Here is a 15,223-nt window from a genome sequence, read left to right as displayed (position 1 = left end):
GACCGGCCGCGCGGCGGCATCGCCGGGCGCGACCCGCGACACCCGTGCCCGCCCCGGCAACTCCAGGTCGATGCGCCTGGCGCCAGGACCGGGAGCCGGCGATACCGCGAGGAAGCCTACCGGGACGCGTACCCGCAACGGCGGGTCAGTCACCCACCGCCTTGAACAGGGCGGCGACCTCGGCGTTGGTGAGCCGCCGGGTCCGTCCGGCGCGCAGGTCGCCGAGGCGGATCGGCCCGATCGAGGTACGCACCAGCCGGCTCACCGGATGCCCGACCTCGGCCAGCAGGCGCCGGACGATGTGCTTGCGCCCTTCGTGCAGGGTCACCTCCACCTGGGCGGTCTTGCCCAGGGTGTCCACCACCTTGAAGGAGTCGACCTGCACCGGCCCGTCCTCCAGCTCGACGCCGGCCTGGAGGCGCTTGCCGAGGTTGCGCGGGATCGGCCCGCTCACCTCACAGAGGTAGGTCTTCGGCACCCCGTACGACGGGTGCATGAGGCGGTGGGTGAGGGTGCCGTCGTTGGTGAGCAGCAGCAGGCCCTCGCTGTCCGCGTCGAGCCGCCCGACGTGGTAGACCCGCTGCTCCACCCGGTTGCCGAGGAAGTCCGACAGTGCGGCGCGGCCCTTCTCGTCCGCCATGGTGGAGACGACTCCGCGGGGCTTGTTCATGGCCAGGTAGACCAGGCGGGTGTCGGCCTGCAGCCGCTCGCCGTCGACGTGGATGACGTCGCGGGTGGGGTCGGCCTTGTCGCCGAGCTGGGCGACCCGGCCGTTGACGGTGACCCGGCGCCGGAAGATCAGGTCCTCGCAGGCACGCCGCGATCCCACCCCGGCGGCGGCGAGCACCTTCTGCAGGCGCTCGGCGCCCTCGTACACGGGGGCGTCGGGTTTAGGGGCACGGTCATCGCGTCGCATCGGCAAGCTCTTCTACGTCGTCGGGCAGGAAGGGGGCCAGGGGCGGCAGGTCGTCGACCGTGTTCAGCCCCAGCTTCTCCAGGAACATCGTGGTGGTCCGGTAGAGGTATGCCCCGGTGTCCGGTTCGGTGCCGCACTCCTCGACCAGGCCGCGGGAGACCAGGGTACGGAGCACCCCGTCGCAGTTGACACCCCGGATGGCGGAGATCCGCGACCGGGTCACCGGCTGTTTGTAGGCGACCACGGCCAGGGTTTCCAGCGCGGCCTGGGTGAGCCGTACCGATTGCCCGTCCAGCACGAACCGCTCGACGTAGGTGGCGTATTCCGGGCGGGTGTAGAGACGCCAGCCACCGGCGGCCCGACGCAGCTCGAAGCCGTGCCCGGCGGCGGTGTAGCCGGCCGCGATGTCGTCGAGCATCGGGCCGATCCGCTCCGGGGGCTGCTCCAGCACCTGGGCCAGGGTCAGCTCACTGACCGGCTGGTCCACCACCAGCAGGATGGCCTCCAGCGCCCCGCGCAGCTCGGTGTCGCTCAGCTCGGGTGCCGGCTCCGGCGCCGGCGCCGCCCGCCGCCGCCCCCGCTTCGTGGGTACGCCTGCCTCGTCGCCCTCCCCCGCTGACTCGCCAGCACCCGTCGACCCCGCCTCGGCGGCCCCGCCGCTCTCCTCGGAGGTCTCGGCAGTGTCCGGCCCCTCCAGGGGAACCTCCATACCAAGATCCGGAGCAGACTGTGACTCTGTCTCAGCGACGGTGGAGAGCGTGGAAGGGTGGGGCCCCGCAAGGTGCGCTTCGCTGCCAAGATCTGCGGCGGGCTCGGGCTTCGGGGGTACGGGCCGCTCCCACGGGGGGATCCAGGCGGCGGCCTGGTCGGCCAGCGAGTCCTGCCGCTCCTCGTCACTCATCAGGACCCCTCCCGCGTGGTTGCCGGGTCGCCGCTGGGCGCCGGCGGGGCCGGCTCCGGGGAGCCGGCGTACTCGTCGATGGTCAGCTCGGTGTCACCCTCGATGGGGCCGGTCCACCGGACGGTCAGCTCCTCCAGGGCGTGCTCCTGGACAAAGGCGACCAGCCCCTGCCGGTAGAGCTCCAGCAGGGCGAGGAACCGGGCCACCACCTCCAGGGTGATCTCGCAGTCGGCGCAGAGCAGCGAGAAGGTCGCCGTGCCGGCGCGGCGCAGCCGGGCGGAGATGATCTCGGCGTGCTCCCGGACGCTGACCCGGACCATGTGCACGTGCGCGATGGACACCTCGGGCACCGGCTTCGGGGTCATCGCCTTCAACGCCAGCTTGAGCAGCCGCTCCGGGCCGATGCCGAGCACCAGGTCGGGCAGCGCCTCGGCGTACCGGGGTTCGAGGGTGACCGCCCGGGGGTAGCGCCGGCCGCCGACCGCCTCCAGCTCGGCCAGGTGCGCCGCCGCCTCCTTGTACGCCTTGTACTGCAAGAGTCGGGCGAAGAGCAGGTCCCGCGCCTCCAGCAGGGCCAGGTCCTCTTCGTCCTCCACCTCGGCGGCGGGCAGCAGCCGGGCCGCCTTCAGGTCGAGCAGGGTGGCGGCGATCAGCAGGAACTCGCTGGTCTCGTCCAGGTCCCACTGGTCGCCCATGGCCCGGATGTACGCGATGAACTCGTCGGTGACCTTGTGCAGGGCCACCTCGGTGACGTCGAGCTTGTGCTTGCTGATGAGCTGGAGCAGCAGGTCGAACGGGCCGGTGAAGTTGTCCAGCCGGACGGTGAAGCCGCTGGCCTCCTCGGCGGTGGCCGGGGCCACGGGCACCACGCCGTCGACCTCGGCGGCCAGTTCGGCGGCCACGGAGTCGCCGGCGTCGCGGGGCGCGGGCGGGTCGAGGGGTGGTGCGGTCACCGGAGAACCGTAGTCCACGGCCCGGACACCCGGCGTTCGACCTACCGCTCCGCCTGGGCGGCGATCACCTCACGGGCCAACTGCCGGTAGTTGCGGGCACCGGAGGAGGCCGGGTCGAGGGTGGTGATCGGGGCGCCGGCGACGGTCGACTCGGGGAACTTCACCGTCTTGGTGATCACGGTCTGGTAGACCTTGTCGCCGAACGCCTCCACCACCCGCTGCAGCACCTGGCGGCAGTGGGTGGTGCGGCTGTCGTACATGGTGGCGAGGATGCCCTCGAGCTCCAGGTCGAAGTTGAGCCGCTCGCGCACCTTGTCGATGGTGTCCAGCAGCAGCGCGACGCCGCGCAGGCTGAAGAACTCGCACTCCAGCGGGATGAGTACGCCGTGCGCCACGGTCAGCGCGTTGATCGCCAGCAGCCCCAGCGAGGGCTGGCAGTCGATCAGGACGAAGTCGTACTCCTTGCGGATCGACCTGAGGACCCGGGCCAGGGCCATCTCCCGGGCGACCTCGTTGACCAACTGGATCTCGGCGGCGGAGAGGTCGATGTTGGCGGGCAGCAGGTGCAGCCCCGCGACGTCGGTCTTGATCAGGACGTCCTCGGCGGTGACGTCGTCCTGCATGAGCAGGTTGTAGACCGACAGGTCGAGGTTGTGCGGGTTGACGCCCAGACCGACGGAGAGGGCGCCCTGCGGGTCGAAGTCGACCAGCAGCACCCGGCGGCCGTACTCGGCGAGCGCGGCACCCAGGTTGATGGTGGTGGTGGTCTTGCCGACGCCACCCTTCTGGTTGGCCATCGCGATGATCCGCGCCGGGCCGTGCCGGTCGGTCGGCATCGGCTCGGGGATCGGCTTACGCATCGTGTACGCCGCCGGGTCGGCCGGGCCGAGGTCGGCGCCGAGCGACGCCTGCTGCTCACGGAGCTCCGACGTCCAGGTCTCGGCACGGTCACCGTTGCCAGCCATGTCCTCGTTGCCCCCTCCCGACGACCACCCGGTGTCGGAGCCGTCCGACGTCCCTCGCGGCGCCGCTGCGTACCCCCGGTTCGTCGCCCCATGAGGTCCACGCCGATGCCGACTGTACGCCACCCGCCAGCAGCGCGTTCGGTACCGGGTCGGCGTGTCGGCCCGCGCGCCCGCCGGGACGGGTCCGAAGAGGTCAGCCACGAGCCCGCGGGTGGGCGGTCGCGTACACCTCGCGCAGCCGTTCCACGGTGACCAACGTGTAGACCTGGGTGGTGGTCACCGAGGCGTGGCCCAGCAGTTCCTGCACCACCCGCACGTCGGCGCCGCCGTCGAGCAGGTGGGTGGCGTACGAGTGACGCAGGGTGTGCGGGGAGACCGCCTCGGGTCCGGTCACCGGCAGGCCGGCCCGTTCGGCCGCGCCACGCAGGACGGTCCAGGCGCCCTGCCGGGTCAGCGGGCCGCCCCGGGCGTTGACGAAGACCGCCGGCGTGCCCCAGCCGGCGGCGAGCAGCGCTGGGCGGCCCCGGACCAGCCACGCGCGCAGCGCCTCGACCGCGTACCCGCCGACCGGCACGAGGCGGCTGCGGCCACCCTTGCCGTGCAGCAGGACGGTGCCCTCCGCCACGTCCAGGTCGTCCACCACCGCGCCGACCGCCTCGGAGATGCGCGCGCCGGTGCCGTACAGGAACTCCAGCAGCGCCCGGTCGCGCAGCGCGCGGGGTGCCGCGTCGCCGGTGGCGGTGACCGGGCCGGCCGTCTCCAGCAGCCGCACGACGGCGTCGACCGGCAACGCCCGGGGCAGCCGGCGCGGCGGGGTGGGCGGGCGGACGTCGCGGCCGGGGTCGGCGCCGGCCAGTCCCTCGCGCAGCGCGAAGCGGTGCAGGCCCCGGACGGCGCTGGCGGCGCGGGCCGCCGACGACGCGGCCAGCGGCGGATGGTCGGCGTCGCCGGCGCGTAGCCGGGCCAGGTGACCCTCGACCGCGGCGGGCCCGACGGCGGCCAGGTCGGTCACCCCGGCCGCGGCCAGGGTGGCGAGGTAGCGATCAAGGTCCCGGCGGTACGCGGCGAGGGTGTTCACGGAGAGTCCACGCTCGACGGTGAGGTGGTCCAGGTAGCCGCGGACGGCACGGCGCAGGGCCGGCGCGGGTTCCGCACCGGCCCCTTGCGTCACAGTGGTCAGCTGAGCACCTCGGCCAGTGGCAGGACGTCCAGGTCGTGCGCCTCGGCGACCGGGCCGTAGACGACCCGGCCGGCGTGGGTGTTCAGGCCCAGCGCCAGGGCCGCGTCGTTGCGCAGCGCCTGCCGCCAGCCCTGGTTGGCCAGCTCGAGGGCGTACGGCAGGGTGACGTTGGTCAGGGCGTGCGTGCTGGTGTTCGGCACCGCCCCCGGCATGTTCGCCACGCAGTAGAAGATCGACTCGTGCACCGTGTAGACCGGGTCCGCGTGCGTGGTGGGGCGCGAGTCCTCGAAGCAGCCGCCCTGGTCGATGGCGATGTCGACGAGCACGCTGCCCGGCTTCATCCGGGAGACCAGCTCGTTGGAGATCAGCTTCGGCGCCTTCGCGCCGGGCACCAGCACCGCGCCGATGACCAGGTCCGCGTCGAGCACGGCCCGCTCGATCTCGTACGCGTTGGAGGCGACGGTCTGCAGATGGCCGCGGTAGATGGCGTCGGCCTGGCGCAGCCGGGCGACGTTCTTGTCCAGCAGCAGCACCTCGGACTGCAGGCCGAGCGCGATGGCGGCGGCGTTCATGCCGGCCACCCCGGCGCCGATGACCACCGTCTTGGCCGCGTACACGCCGGACACGCCGCCCGGCAGCACGCCGCGCCCGCCGCCGGTACGCATCATGTAGAAGGCGCCGACCTGCGGGGCGAGCCGCCCGGCCACCTCGGACATGGGGGCGAGCAGCGGCAGCGACCGGTCGGGCAGCTCGACCGTCTCGTACGCGATGCCGGTGACCTTGCGGTCGAGCAGCGCGTCGGTGCACTCCCGGGAGGCGGCCAGATGCAGGTAGGTGAAGAGCACCTGCCCCTCGCGCATCCGGTGGTACTCCTCGGCGACCGGCTCCTTGACCTTGAGCACCAGCTCGGCGGTCTCCCACACCTCGTCGGCGGTGGCGAGGATCTTCGCGCCGGCGGCGGCGAACTCGTCGTCGGTGAGGCTGGAGCCGACACCCGCGCCGGACTCGACGAAGACCTCGTGGCCGTGGCGGGTGAACTCGTTGACGCCCGCGGGCGTGATCGCCACGCGGTATTCGTGGTTCTTGACCTCTCGGGGGATTCCGACCTTCACGTGCAGACACCTTCTTCCGGGGCTGCTCACCCCCGACTGCGGCGCCGCAGCGGCCCCTTCGCCGACACGGTCCACCGGTCCTGCCGGCGGCAGTCTAGGCGCGCGGGGAGCATCCCGGGAGCAGCACACTGATATCCGGTGTCTGATCGTCCTGACGATGTGTCAGGCATCGATCGGTTCGGGCGGTGGAACGACGCCGGCCGGGCCGGGCTCGCGGCAACCGGCGCCAGATCGGCCGGCTGGTCGGTCCGCGCCTCGCCGGTCGGCCGGCGGCGGCCGGGCGCAGGGGCCGCCCGGTGTCGCCGCCGCGCGGCCCCTGCGTCGTCGTGGCCGCCCTCAGCGGGGCAGCGGCGCCTCCGGCCGGCGCAACTCGGTGAAGCCGGACTCCCGGGCCCGGGCGGCGGCGAGCAGCCCGGCCACGCAGGCGGCGTTGGTGATCTCCCCCGCCAGGACCATCCCGACCGCCTCGTCCAGGTCGACCCGGACGACCTGGAGGTCGGCCTCCTCGTCGCGCCGGTCGTGCCGCTGCTCGGCGGGCACGTCGGCGAGGTCCCGGGCCAGGAAGACCCGGACCACCTCGTCCGAGAAGCCCGGCGAGGTGTGCAGGTCGACCAGCACGTCGATGGTGCCGGCGGTCAGGTCGGCCTCCTCGGCCAACTCGCGGGCCGCCGCGGCGGCCAGGTCCTCGCCGCTGACGTCCATCAGCCCGGCCGGCAGCTCCCACAGGTGCCGGCCGACCGGGTGCCGGTACTGCCGGATCAGCACCACCTGGCCCGCGTCGTCCAGCGCCACCACGGCCACCGCGCCCACGTGCCGCACGTAGTCGCGGGAGGCGGTGCCCCCACCGGGCATGGTGACGTCGTCGCTGACCACCGAGAAGATCCGGCCGGACCAGACCTGCCGGTGCGCGGTCACCTCGTACCGGTGCTCGACCCCGCTCACGCCACTGCCTCGCTCCGCTCGACGGCGGCGCGAGACACCCCGCTGCTTCGCCGAATGGTTCGCTCGCTGCGCTCGTTCACGACCCCGACGCCGCCTTCGCCGCGGCGGCGGCGCCGGCGCGGGTCGCCTTCGCGGCCGCCGCCTCCGGCGGGGCGGTCTGCAGGTCGACCGGCAGCTGGTCGGCCTGCGAGTACGCGACGGCCGCCTTGACGAACGCGGCGAACAGCGGGTGCGGCCGGGTCGGCCGGCTCTTCAGCTCCGGGTGCGCCTGGGTGGCCACGAAGAACGGGTGCAGCTTCCGGTCCAGCTCGACGAACTCGACCAGCCGGCCGTCCGGCGAGGTGCCCGAGATGTGCAGCCCGGCCTTGGTGAGCTGGTCACGGTAGGCGTTGTTCACCTCGTACCGGTGCCGGTGCCGCTCGCTGACCTCGGTGCTGCCGTACGCCTCGGCGACCAGCGAGCCCTCGGCCAGCTTCGCCGGGTACGCCCCGAGCCGCATCGTGCCGCCCAGGTCGCCCTTGCCGGCGACGATGTCCTCCTGGTCGGCCATCGTGGCGATGACCGGGTGCTTCGCCTCCTCGTCGAACTCCAGCGAGTTCGCCCCGTCCAGGCCGGCCAGGTGGCGGGCCGCCTCGATGGTCATGCACTGCAGGCCGAGGCAGAGGCCGAGCAGCGGGATGCCGTTCTCCCGGGCGTACCGGGCGGTGCCGATCTTGCCCTCGATCCCGCGCACACCGAACCCGCCGGGGATGACGATGCCGTCCACGCCGGCCAGGGCCGCTGCCGCGCCGGCCGGGGTGACGCAGTCGTCGCTGGGCACCCAGCGCAGCTGCACCCGCGCCCGGTGGCCGAAACCGGCGGCCCGGATCGCCTCGCTCACCGACAGGTACGCGTCGGGCAGGTCGACGTACTTGCCGACCAGCGCCACGGTCACCGTGTGACGCGGCTGGTGCACCCGGTCCAGCAGGTCGTCCCAGCTGGTCCAGTCCACGTCCCGGAACGAGACGCCCAGCCGGCGCACCACGTACGCGTCGAGACCCTCCCGGTGCAGCACCTTCGGGATGTCGTAGATGCTCGGCGCGTCCGGGGCGGCGGTGACCGCCTCCCGGTCCACGTCGCAGTAGAGGGAGAGCTTCTCCTTGACCTTGTCCGGGATCTCCCGGTCACAGCGCAGCACCAGGGCGTCCGGCTGGATGCCGATGCTGCGCAGCTGCGCCACCGAGTGCTGGGTCGGCTTGGTCTTCAGCTCGCCCGACGGCGCCAGGTACGGCACCAGCGACACGTGCAGGTAGAAGCAGTTGTCCCGGCCCAGGTCGTGGCGGACCTGCCGGATCGCCTCGAGGAACGGCAGCGACTCGATGTCGCCGACCGTGCCGCCGACCTCGGTGATCACCACGTCGGGCACCTGGCCCTCGGCGTCCGGCTCACCCATGCCGAGGATCCGCGACTTGATCTCGTTGGTGATGTGCGGGATGACCTGGACCGTGTCGCCCAGGTACTCGCCGCGCCGCTCCTTGGCGATCACCGCCGAGTAGATCTGCCCGGTCGTGACGTTCGCCTTGCCGGACAGGTCCCGGTCCAGGAACCGCTCGTAGTGGCCGACGTCGAGGTCGGTCTCGGCGCCGTCCTCGGTGACGAAGACCTCGCCGTGCTGGAACGGGTTCATCGTCCCCGGGTCGACGTTGAGGTACGGGTCGAGCTTCTGCATCACCACCCGCAGCCCGCGCGCGGTGAGCAGGTTGCCGAGGCTGGAGGCGGTGAGGCCCTTACCCAGCGAGGAGGCGACGCCCCCGGTGACGAAAATGTGCCTGGTCGTCCGTGCTGAAGGGGCCAAGGCCTGCTCCCGTGTCGTCCGTAGCGGTCGTGCGAACCGCCGTGCCGATCACCGAAATGATCACGCGATCCACGGGATTCCACGGTAACACCTTCCCCGCCCCGGACCAGCGTCGCACCCACCGTCGGCGCACGTGAAACCGCTTCCGCCTCAGCCGGAGGGCACCTCCACCGACGCCGGGGCACCCTGGGCGGGCACCCGCACCGACCGGCCGGCCCGCCCGGTCGACGCCTGCGAGCCCGCGGTGGCTTCGCCCGGCGGGGCGGCGTTCGCTGCCCCGCTCCGGGCCTCCGCGCCCCCGCCGCCGACGGCCCCGGTCGGCCCAGCCGGGTCACCCGACCCGCCGACCCCGCCGGCCCCCCGGTCGGCAGCCCCCCGGTCGGCGGCCTTCGCGTCGGCGGCCTGCGCGTCGGCGGAGCCGGGCGCCGGGCCGCCACCCGGGCGGGTACCACCACCTCCCGGTCCCCTGGCCCCGCCGCCGCCCTGCTCGGCGCCGGGCCGCCCGCCCGGCAGGGTGCGGTCGGTGGCATGGTCGAGCACCCGCAGGGCGGCGAGCGCCGCCATCGGCACCACCAGGGCAGCCGCCGCCCCGGCCACGTCCAGCGCGGCGCCGCCCAGCACCCCGCCCATGCCGGCGGCCACCCCGGTGCCGGCCATCGCGGCCCGGATCGCCGGGTAGATGCCGAACAGCCGCAGCAGGCCGCCCCAGGGCTGGAGCAGGGCGAGCCAGACCAACGCGGCACCGGCCACGGCCAGGACGGTGAGCGGGCTGTTGACCAGGGTTTCCATGTTGGCGGCGCTCGACCGGTGCAGGGTGAGCCCGCCGGTGCCCTCGCCGAGGGCGGCGAGGAACCGGCCCACACTGCCCCGCTCGGCCTCCGGCCGGCGCAGGTCGATCACGGCGAGGCCGATGCTGAGCGCCAACCCGGCCACCGTGGCCCAGGACAGGCGGCTCACCGTCAGCCAGCCGCCGATGCAGATCGCGGCCGCCACACTCACCCCGGCGGCGAGCGCGACCGCGCCCGTCGAGTCCGCCCCCAGGTAGGGGCTGCCGACGACCACCACGGCCGCGCCGCCCACCGCCACCATCACCACCGGACGCCAGGCCCGGGGCACCCGCTGGGCCAGCCAGCCGCCGCAGAGCAGCGAGCCGGCGATGAACACGCCCAGACCGACGGTGCCGAGGCCGGCGTACCGGCCGCCCTCCAGGGCGGAGTAGCCGACCACACCGTTGAGCTGCAACCGTGAGCCGGTGAGCACGTCCGCGCCGACCACCAGGGTGGCCAACCCGGCCACCGCGCCGAGCGGGCCGAGGGTGCGGTCGTGCCCCGGGCTGAACCGGACGGCGGCCGTGCCCCCGACGATCAGCAGAGCGGTCACCGCCGCGAACCACCAGCCGGCGTGCGCACCGCGCCACCACGGCGCGGCGTCGGCGAGCAGGGCGGCGGGCACGGCGAGCGCGGCGGCGACCAGCAGCAGCTCCACGACCGCCACCACCCGCCGGGACGCCGGTTCGGGCCCGTGCGGGCCGGCGTGCCGGCGGGCCCGCCGCAGCAGCGGCAGAACCGCCACGCCGAGGGCCACCTGGGCGAGGGCCAGCACGGTGAAGAACCAGCCGGCGACCGGGCGCAGCGCACCCGCCTCGCGGTCCGCGTCCGCCGGCATGTCGATCGCGGTACGCAGGTCGGCCGGGCGCCCGCCGACCGGCACCGCGGCCCGGCCGAGGAAGAGCCGCTCTGGCATCGGCCGGTCCAGCACGGCGAGGGCGGTGGGGGCCAGATCCACCAGTTGCAGGTAACCCTCGCGGGTGGTGCTCGGCGAGGTCAGCCAGCCCCGCTCCCAGCCCGGGCCGTTCGCGACGGCCACGTGCAGCCGGGCCGGTGCGTCGGTGTCGGCGACACCCGCGAGCATCACCAGCGAGCGAGGCGGCCGGGCCGCGAGCACCCGGGCAAGCTGGGCGTCGGCCTCCCGGGCCTGCTCGGCCCGGGTCGCCCGGTCCGTGCCGTCGACGGCGCCCAGGTCGACGATGCTCAGCACGCACGACCCGAGCAGGCGGGCCGGATCATCGGGGAGGACCGGCGCGTACCGGTCGACCCGGCCGAACGGGCGGGCGGCGGCCACCGCCGCACCCGGCCCCACCGCCACCGAGCAGCGGACGGACTCCGCCAGCGCGCCGGGCGTGGCACCCCAGGCGAGCTTGTCGCGGTTGTACGCGACGACGCTCTCGTGGTCCGGCAGGTAGGCGCCGATCCGGTCGGGCTGCTCGACGGCCACCCCGGCCGCCGGGCAGCCACCGGACGGGCGGTTGCCGTTCCAGGCGGCGAAGTTGCCGGCGCCGAGGGTGAGCCAGCCGTCGACCGGGCAGGTCGGCCGGTGCCCGGAGCGCACCGAGAGGGAGCCGATGGAACCTTCCTCGGCCATCCGCCACAGCGTCGGGGTGGTCTCCGGGTCCACGTCGTCCCAGCGCAGCCCGGCCACCCCGGCCAGCACCACGAAGTCGGCGCCGCGTCCGGGGTCCCCGCTGTTCGGGCGGGCGGCCAGCGCGGTGATACCGAGCACCACCACGACCAGCGCCAGCAGGACCGGCGTCAGCCTGCGCAGCATCACGTCTTCCCCGTCGACGGCTCGGGCACCAGCTCCGCGTAGAGGGCAGCCAGGGCGGCCACCGTGTCCGCCTCGGTCGGCCAGGTCGCGGCTTGGGCGGCGCCCCGACGGGCCAGCTCGGCCCGGCGAGGATCGTCGTCGAGCAGGTCACGGACCGCCGCGTCGACCGCGTCGACGTCACCGGCGGGCACCAGTACCACCGCGTCGCCGACCAGCTCCGGGAGGCCGCCGACGGCGGTCGCCACCAGCGGCACGCCGGCGCGCAACGCCTCCTGGGCGAACAGCTGGCGGGCCTCCCAGTCGCTGGTCACCACGGCCAGGTCGGCGCCGGCCAGCAGGTCGGCCACGTCGGTGCGGTGCCCGAGCAGGATCACCGGCGCCCGGGTGGCCGAGATCCGCGCGGCGAGCTGCAGGTAGGCGGGCCCGCTGCCGGCGATCAGCACCAGCGGCGGCGGAGTCAGGACACGCCACCGGGCCGCCGCGTCGACCAGGATGTCGTACCGCTTCTGCGGGTGCAGCCGGCCCACGGAGAGGATGAGCGGACGGTCGGGAGCCACCCCGAACTCGGCGCGGACAGCCGCCCGACGGCGGTGCGGCGAGGGCAGCTCCGGCGCGGCCACCGGGGCGAGGCGGGCGTCGGCCGCGCCCAGCGCGGCGGCCCGCTCCACCAGGTCGCTGGAGGCGCCCAGCGCCACCCGCACGGAGCGGGCGACGACCCGCTCGGCGAGCCGGGACAGCCGCCCCCGCAACCCGCCGGCGATGACGGCGTTGTGCCAGGTCACCACCAGCGGCGCCGCCGGCCGGGCCAGGACGGCCACCAGACCGGCCCGCAGCCCGTGCGCGTGCACGACGTCGACCCCGGTGGCGGCGAGCGCCCGACGCAGCGCGGCCACCGCCCGCGCGTCGGCCGGGGTGGGGCTGGCCGGGATCTCCACCGGTGCGAACCGGGCACCCACCCCCGTGAAGTCGAACTGGTCCTGCGTGGCCACCGGACCGCAGACCAGCACCGAAACCCCGGCGGCGGTCAGCCCCCGGGCCACCGAGCGGACGTGCTGCCCCACCCCGCCGGTACTGGAGGCGAGCACCAGGGCCACCGAGCCGGGCCACCGCGGCTCACTCCTCGCGCTCACCGTGCCCGCCCTCCGTTCGCGACTGCGGGGCTCGCAAACCCGGCTCACTCCTCGCGCTCACCGTGCCCGCCCTCCGTTCGCGACTGCGGGGCTCGCAAACCCGGCTCACTCCTCGCGCTCACCGAGTAACGGTCTCCTTCCCGTCGCCCCGATCCGCGGGGCGCTGGTCCGCCTGCGTGCCGCTGCCGCCCGACGCCCGCCGCCGCCGGAGCCGGCGGGCCGCCGCGGCGAGCAGCGGCCGGACGTCCCGCGCGTCGATCAGCCAGGCGACGGCGAAGAAAAGTACGCCGACCACGGCCCCGCACAGCATGCCCTGCACGAGCGCCTGCGCCATCGTCGGGGTCCCGAGGCTGGCGAGCCAGCGGGAGGCGCCCGCTCCGCCGAGCCCGGCCACCACGGCGGCGAGCAGGCCGGCGGCCCCGGCCCGGCCGACGCCCAGCAGGGCCGCCCGGCCGGCGGAGCGGAGCACGGCGGCGATCAGCAGCCCACCGAGCACCAGCATGCCCGCGGAAGTGGCCAGGGCCACCGCCAGCACCCGGTCGGACAGCGGCAGCAGGTGCCCGAACAGCACCGCCAGCGCCGGCACCGTCAGCCAACCGACCGCGGTGACGACGGTCGCCGACCGGGTCTCGCCGCGGGCGTACAGGGCCCGGGTGAGCACGGCGAAGAGGCCGTAGCCGAGCAGGCCGGGGGCGAAGCCGGCGATGGCGGCCGCGGCCGGGCCCGCGAGGTCCGGCGCGAAGAAGAAGTGCCCGACCGGGATCGCCGTGCCGACCAGCGCGGCGGCGCCGAACAGGCTGAACAGCACCACGCCGCGCACCGCCGGGGCGAGGGTCTCCCGGTAGGCCCGCTCGTCGCCGGCCGCCCGGGCCGCCACCAGGGTCGGGTACGCGGCCACGGCGAGCGGCACGGCCAGCACCGCCCAGGGCAGGAAGTAGATCGGCTGCGCGATGTTGTAGATGCCCGGGCTGGCCTCCGACCCGTACGAGACCTCGTTCAGCGCGACCATCAGGGCGACCTGCTGCGCGGCCACGGTCACCACCCCGGCGACGGCCAGCCCGCCGACCCGGGCCCGGGCGTCGGCCGGGAACCGGAAGCCCGGCCGCAGCGGCAGCCGCAACCGGCGCAGCGGGATGAGCAGGGACAACGACAGCACCACCACACCGAGTGTGGTGCCGCCGGACAGCAGCAGCTCACCGCCCCGGCCGACCTCGCTCACCGTGGCCAGCCGCCCCTCGACGGCGGTGAAGCCGAGGTAGACCGCGATGACGGTGACGCTGGACAGCAGCGGGGCGATCACCGGCCAGGCGAACCGCCGGTGCGCCTGGAGCACCCCGGTGAGCACGATGCCCACGCCGTACAGCGGCAGCTGGGGGGCGAACAGCCGCAGCATCCGGGCTCCGGCCTGGTGCTGGACCTCGCTGAGGCCGCCCCCCTGCAGCGAGACCAACGGGTCGGCGAGCAGCGCGACCAGCACGGCGAGCGGCACCAGCAGGGCGACCACCCAGGTGAGCAGGGCCCCGGTGGTGGCGGCCACGGCCCGCCGGTCGCCCGCCTCGGCCGCCCCCGCCAGCAGCGGTACGACGAGACTGGCCAGCGCCCCACCGGCGACGATCTCGAAGATGAAGTTCGGGAGGTTGTTCGCGATGACGTACGCGCCGCCGAGGTCGGTGGGGGCGAGCGTCCAGGTGAAGACGGCGGTACGGCCGAAGCCGACGAGCCGGCTCACCACGGTGAGGACGGCGATGAGGGCGGCCGCTCCGGCCACCCGGCCGGCGCCGGCGAGGGATGCCGGTTTTGTCACGTCAGTCCGCGAGCCGGCCCAGCGCGTCAAGCTCCCGCAGCCCCGGGGTCCGCTGGATGACCTGGGTGAAGCTGACCTTCTCGCTGGCGGCGGTGAGCGCGGCGAGCGCGGCGAGCACCCCGGCCCGGCCGAGCGGCCCGGTCCGCGCGGCCAGGCTCACCCCGAGCAGCGCGCCGAGCGCGTTGGCGCCACTGTCGCCGAGCATCACCCGCTCGTCGAGATCCTCCCGGACCAGCCCGGCGGCGGCGCCCACCGCGCCCGCGGCGATCCCCCCGCACGCGCCGGTGGACAGCGGCGCGCCGAGCAGCATGCCCGCCTTCAGCGCCCGGCCGGGGCGCAGGTCGAGCAGGTTGACCAGGTTGGCGGTGCCGGCCACCACGCCGGCGCCGAGCAGCACGTCGAGGCCGCGGCCGAGGGTGCCGGCCCGCTGCCGGCGGGGGTGGGCGGCGACCCGGCGGTCGCAGGCGAGCAGCGCGGCGGCGCCGAGACCGGCCGCGCCGACCCCGACGATCTTGACGAGCCCGGCGGTGACCCGCCCCTCGCGCAGCGCGGCGAGGTGCCCGGCGAAGCCCTTGGCCGTCTTCTGCTCCGGGCGCGCGCCGACGATGTCGTCGTACAGCCCGACCGTGCCGGCGCCCACTCCGGCGAGCAGGGCGGCGGCGCCCGCGGGGGCGCTGCCCGCGCCGAGCGCGCCCGCGGTGGCCGCCCCGACGGCCAGGGCCGGGCCGGCGGCCAGGGTGACCGTGCGGCCCCGGAAGTTGGTGCGCTCCAGCGCCGGCGCGCCCGGGGAGGTACGCACCTCCCGCAGCAGGTAGCGGGCGGCGACCGCTCCCGCCCCGACGGCCAGCAGCCGACCCCACCTGGTCACGCGACCCCTCCGAT

General features: G+C 75.0%; 12 protein-coding genes. All 12 read right to left on the bottom strand.

Translation table 11 applies throughout. From position 1 onward, the window contains the following. Window positions 1-145: 145 nt before the first annotated feature. Window positions 146-916 (bottom strand): pseudouridine synthase, encoded by a 771-nt coding sequence (locus tag ABZ570_RS12560; RefSeq protein ID WP_358061212.1) that lies wholly within the window; start codon window positions 914-916, stop codon window positions 146-148. Further along, complete coding sequence (gene scpB / locus ABZ570_RS12555) at window positions 903-1,817, bottom strand: SMC-Scp complex subunit ScpB (protein ID WP_358061209.1); 915 nt, start codon at window positions 1,815-1,817, stop codon at window positions 903-905. The genes ABZ570_RS12560 and scpB overlap by 14 nt, the downstream gene beginning before the upstream one ends. Further along, the gene (locus tag ABZ570_RS12550; protein WP_358061207.1) at window positions 1,817-2,770 is read right to left on the bottom strand and encodes a segregation/condensation protein A; all 954 of its coding nucleotides are present in this window, start codon (window positions 2,768-2,770) and stop codon (window positions 1,817-1,819) included. Before ABZ570_RS12550 ends, scpB begins: the two co-directional genes overlap by 1 nt. 41 nt (window positions 2,771-2,811) lie before the next feature. Next, complete coding sequence (locus tag ABZ570_RS12545) at window positions 2,812-3,735, bottom strand: ParA family protein (RefSeq protein ID WP_358061204.1); 924 nt, start codon at window positions 3,733-3,735, stop codon at window positions 2,812-2,814. Window positions 3,736-3,928: 193 nt separating this feature from the next. Continuing rightward, on the bottom strand, window positions 3,929-4,906 hold the full coding sequence (locus tag ABZ570_RS12540; RefSeq protein WP_358061201.1) for a site-specific tyrosine recombinase XerD: 978 nt from the start codon (window positions 4,904-4,906) through the stop codon (window positions 3,929-3,931). A 5-nt stretch (window positions 4,907-4,911) separates the two neighbouring features. After that, on the bottom strand, window positions 4,912-6,027 hold the full coding sequence (gene ald, locus ABZ570_RS12535; protein ID WP_358061198.1) for an alanine dehydrogenase: 1,116 nt from the start codon (window positions 6,025-6,027) through the stop codon (window positions 4,912-4,914). A 336-nt stretch (window positions 6,028-6,363) separates the two neighbouring features. Beyond that, complete coding sequence (locus ABZ570_RS12530) at window positions 6,364-6,969, bottom strand: NUDIX hydrolase (RefSeq protein ID WP_358061195.1); 606 nt, start codon at window positions 6,967-6,969, stop codon at window positions 6,364-6,366. Between the two features lie 76 nt (window positions 6,970-7,045). Then, complete coding sequence (locus ABZ570_RS12525; RefSeq protein WP_358061192.1) at window positions 7,046-8,803, bottom strand: CTP synthase; 1,758 nt, start codon at window positions 8,801-8,803, stop codon at window positions 7,046-7,048. A 150-nt stretch (window positions 8,804-8,953) separates the two neighbouring features. After that, window positions 8,954-11,407 (bottom strand): hypothetical protein, encoded by a 2,454-nt coding sequence (locus ABZ570_RS12520; protein ID WP_358061189.1) that lies wholly within the window; start codon window positions 11,405-11,407, stop codon window positions 8,954-8,956. Beyond that, window positions 11,407-12,537: a glycosyltransferase family 4 protein gene (locus tag ABZ570_RS12515; RefSeq protein ID WP_358061186.1), complete on the bottom strand. Its 1,131-nt coding sequence runs from the start codon at window positions 12,535-12,537 to the stop codon at window positions 11,407-11,409. Before ABZ570_RS12515 ends, ABZ570_RS12520 begins: the two co-directional genes overlap by 1 nt. 118 nt (window positions 12,538-12,655) lie before the next feature. Beyond that, complete coding sequence (locus tag ABZ570_RS12510) at window positions 12,656-14,341, bottom strand: lipid II flippase MurJ (protein WP_358061183.1); 1,686 nt, start codon at window positions 14,339-14,341, stop codon at window positions 12,656-12,658. Window position 14,342: 1 nt separating this feature from the next. Further along, window positions 14,343-15,209: a hypothetical protein gene (locus tag ABZ570_RS12505; RefSeq protein WP_358061180.1), complete on the bottom strand. Its 867-nt coding sequence runs from the start codon at window positions 15,207-15,209 to the stop codon at window positions 14,343-14,345. Window positions 15,210-15,223: the final 14 nt, after the last annotated feature.

Source organism: Micromonospora sp. NPDC007271, from assembly GCF_040634005.1.
In the GTDB taxonomy this organism is placed as follows: Bacteria; Actinomycetota; Actinomycetes; order Mycobacteriales; family Micromonosporaceae; genus Micromonospora.
The sequence above is the reverse complement of the archived record's forward strand: the minus strand, read 5'-3'. Positions and strand labels throughout refer to the sequence as shown.

What these genes read in the sequence shown, in the direction of transcription:
- ABZ570_RS12560 (WP_358061212.1), bottom strand. Translation starts at nt 916, where the DNA reads ATGCGACGCGATGACCGTGCCCCTAAACCCGACGCCCCCGTGTACGAG.
- scpB (WP_358061209.1), bottom strand. Translation starts at nt 1,817, where the DNA reads ATGAGTGACGAGGAGCGGCAGGACTCGCTGGCCGACCAGGCCGCCGCC.
- ABZ570_RS12545 (WP_358061204.1), bottom strand. Translation starts at nt 3,735, where the DNA reads ATGGCTGGCAACGGTGACCGTGCCGAGACCTGGACGTCGGAGCTCCGT.
- ABZ570_RS12520 (WP_358061189.1), bottom strand. Translation starts at nt 11,407, where the DNA reads ATGCTGCGCAGGCTGACGCCGGTCCTGCTGGCGCTGGTCGTGGTGGTG.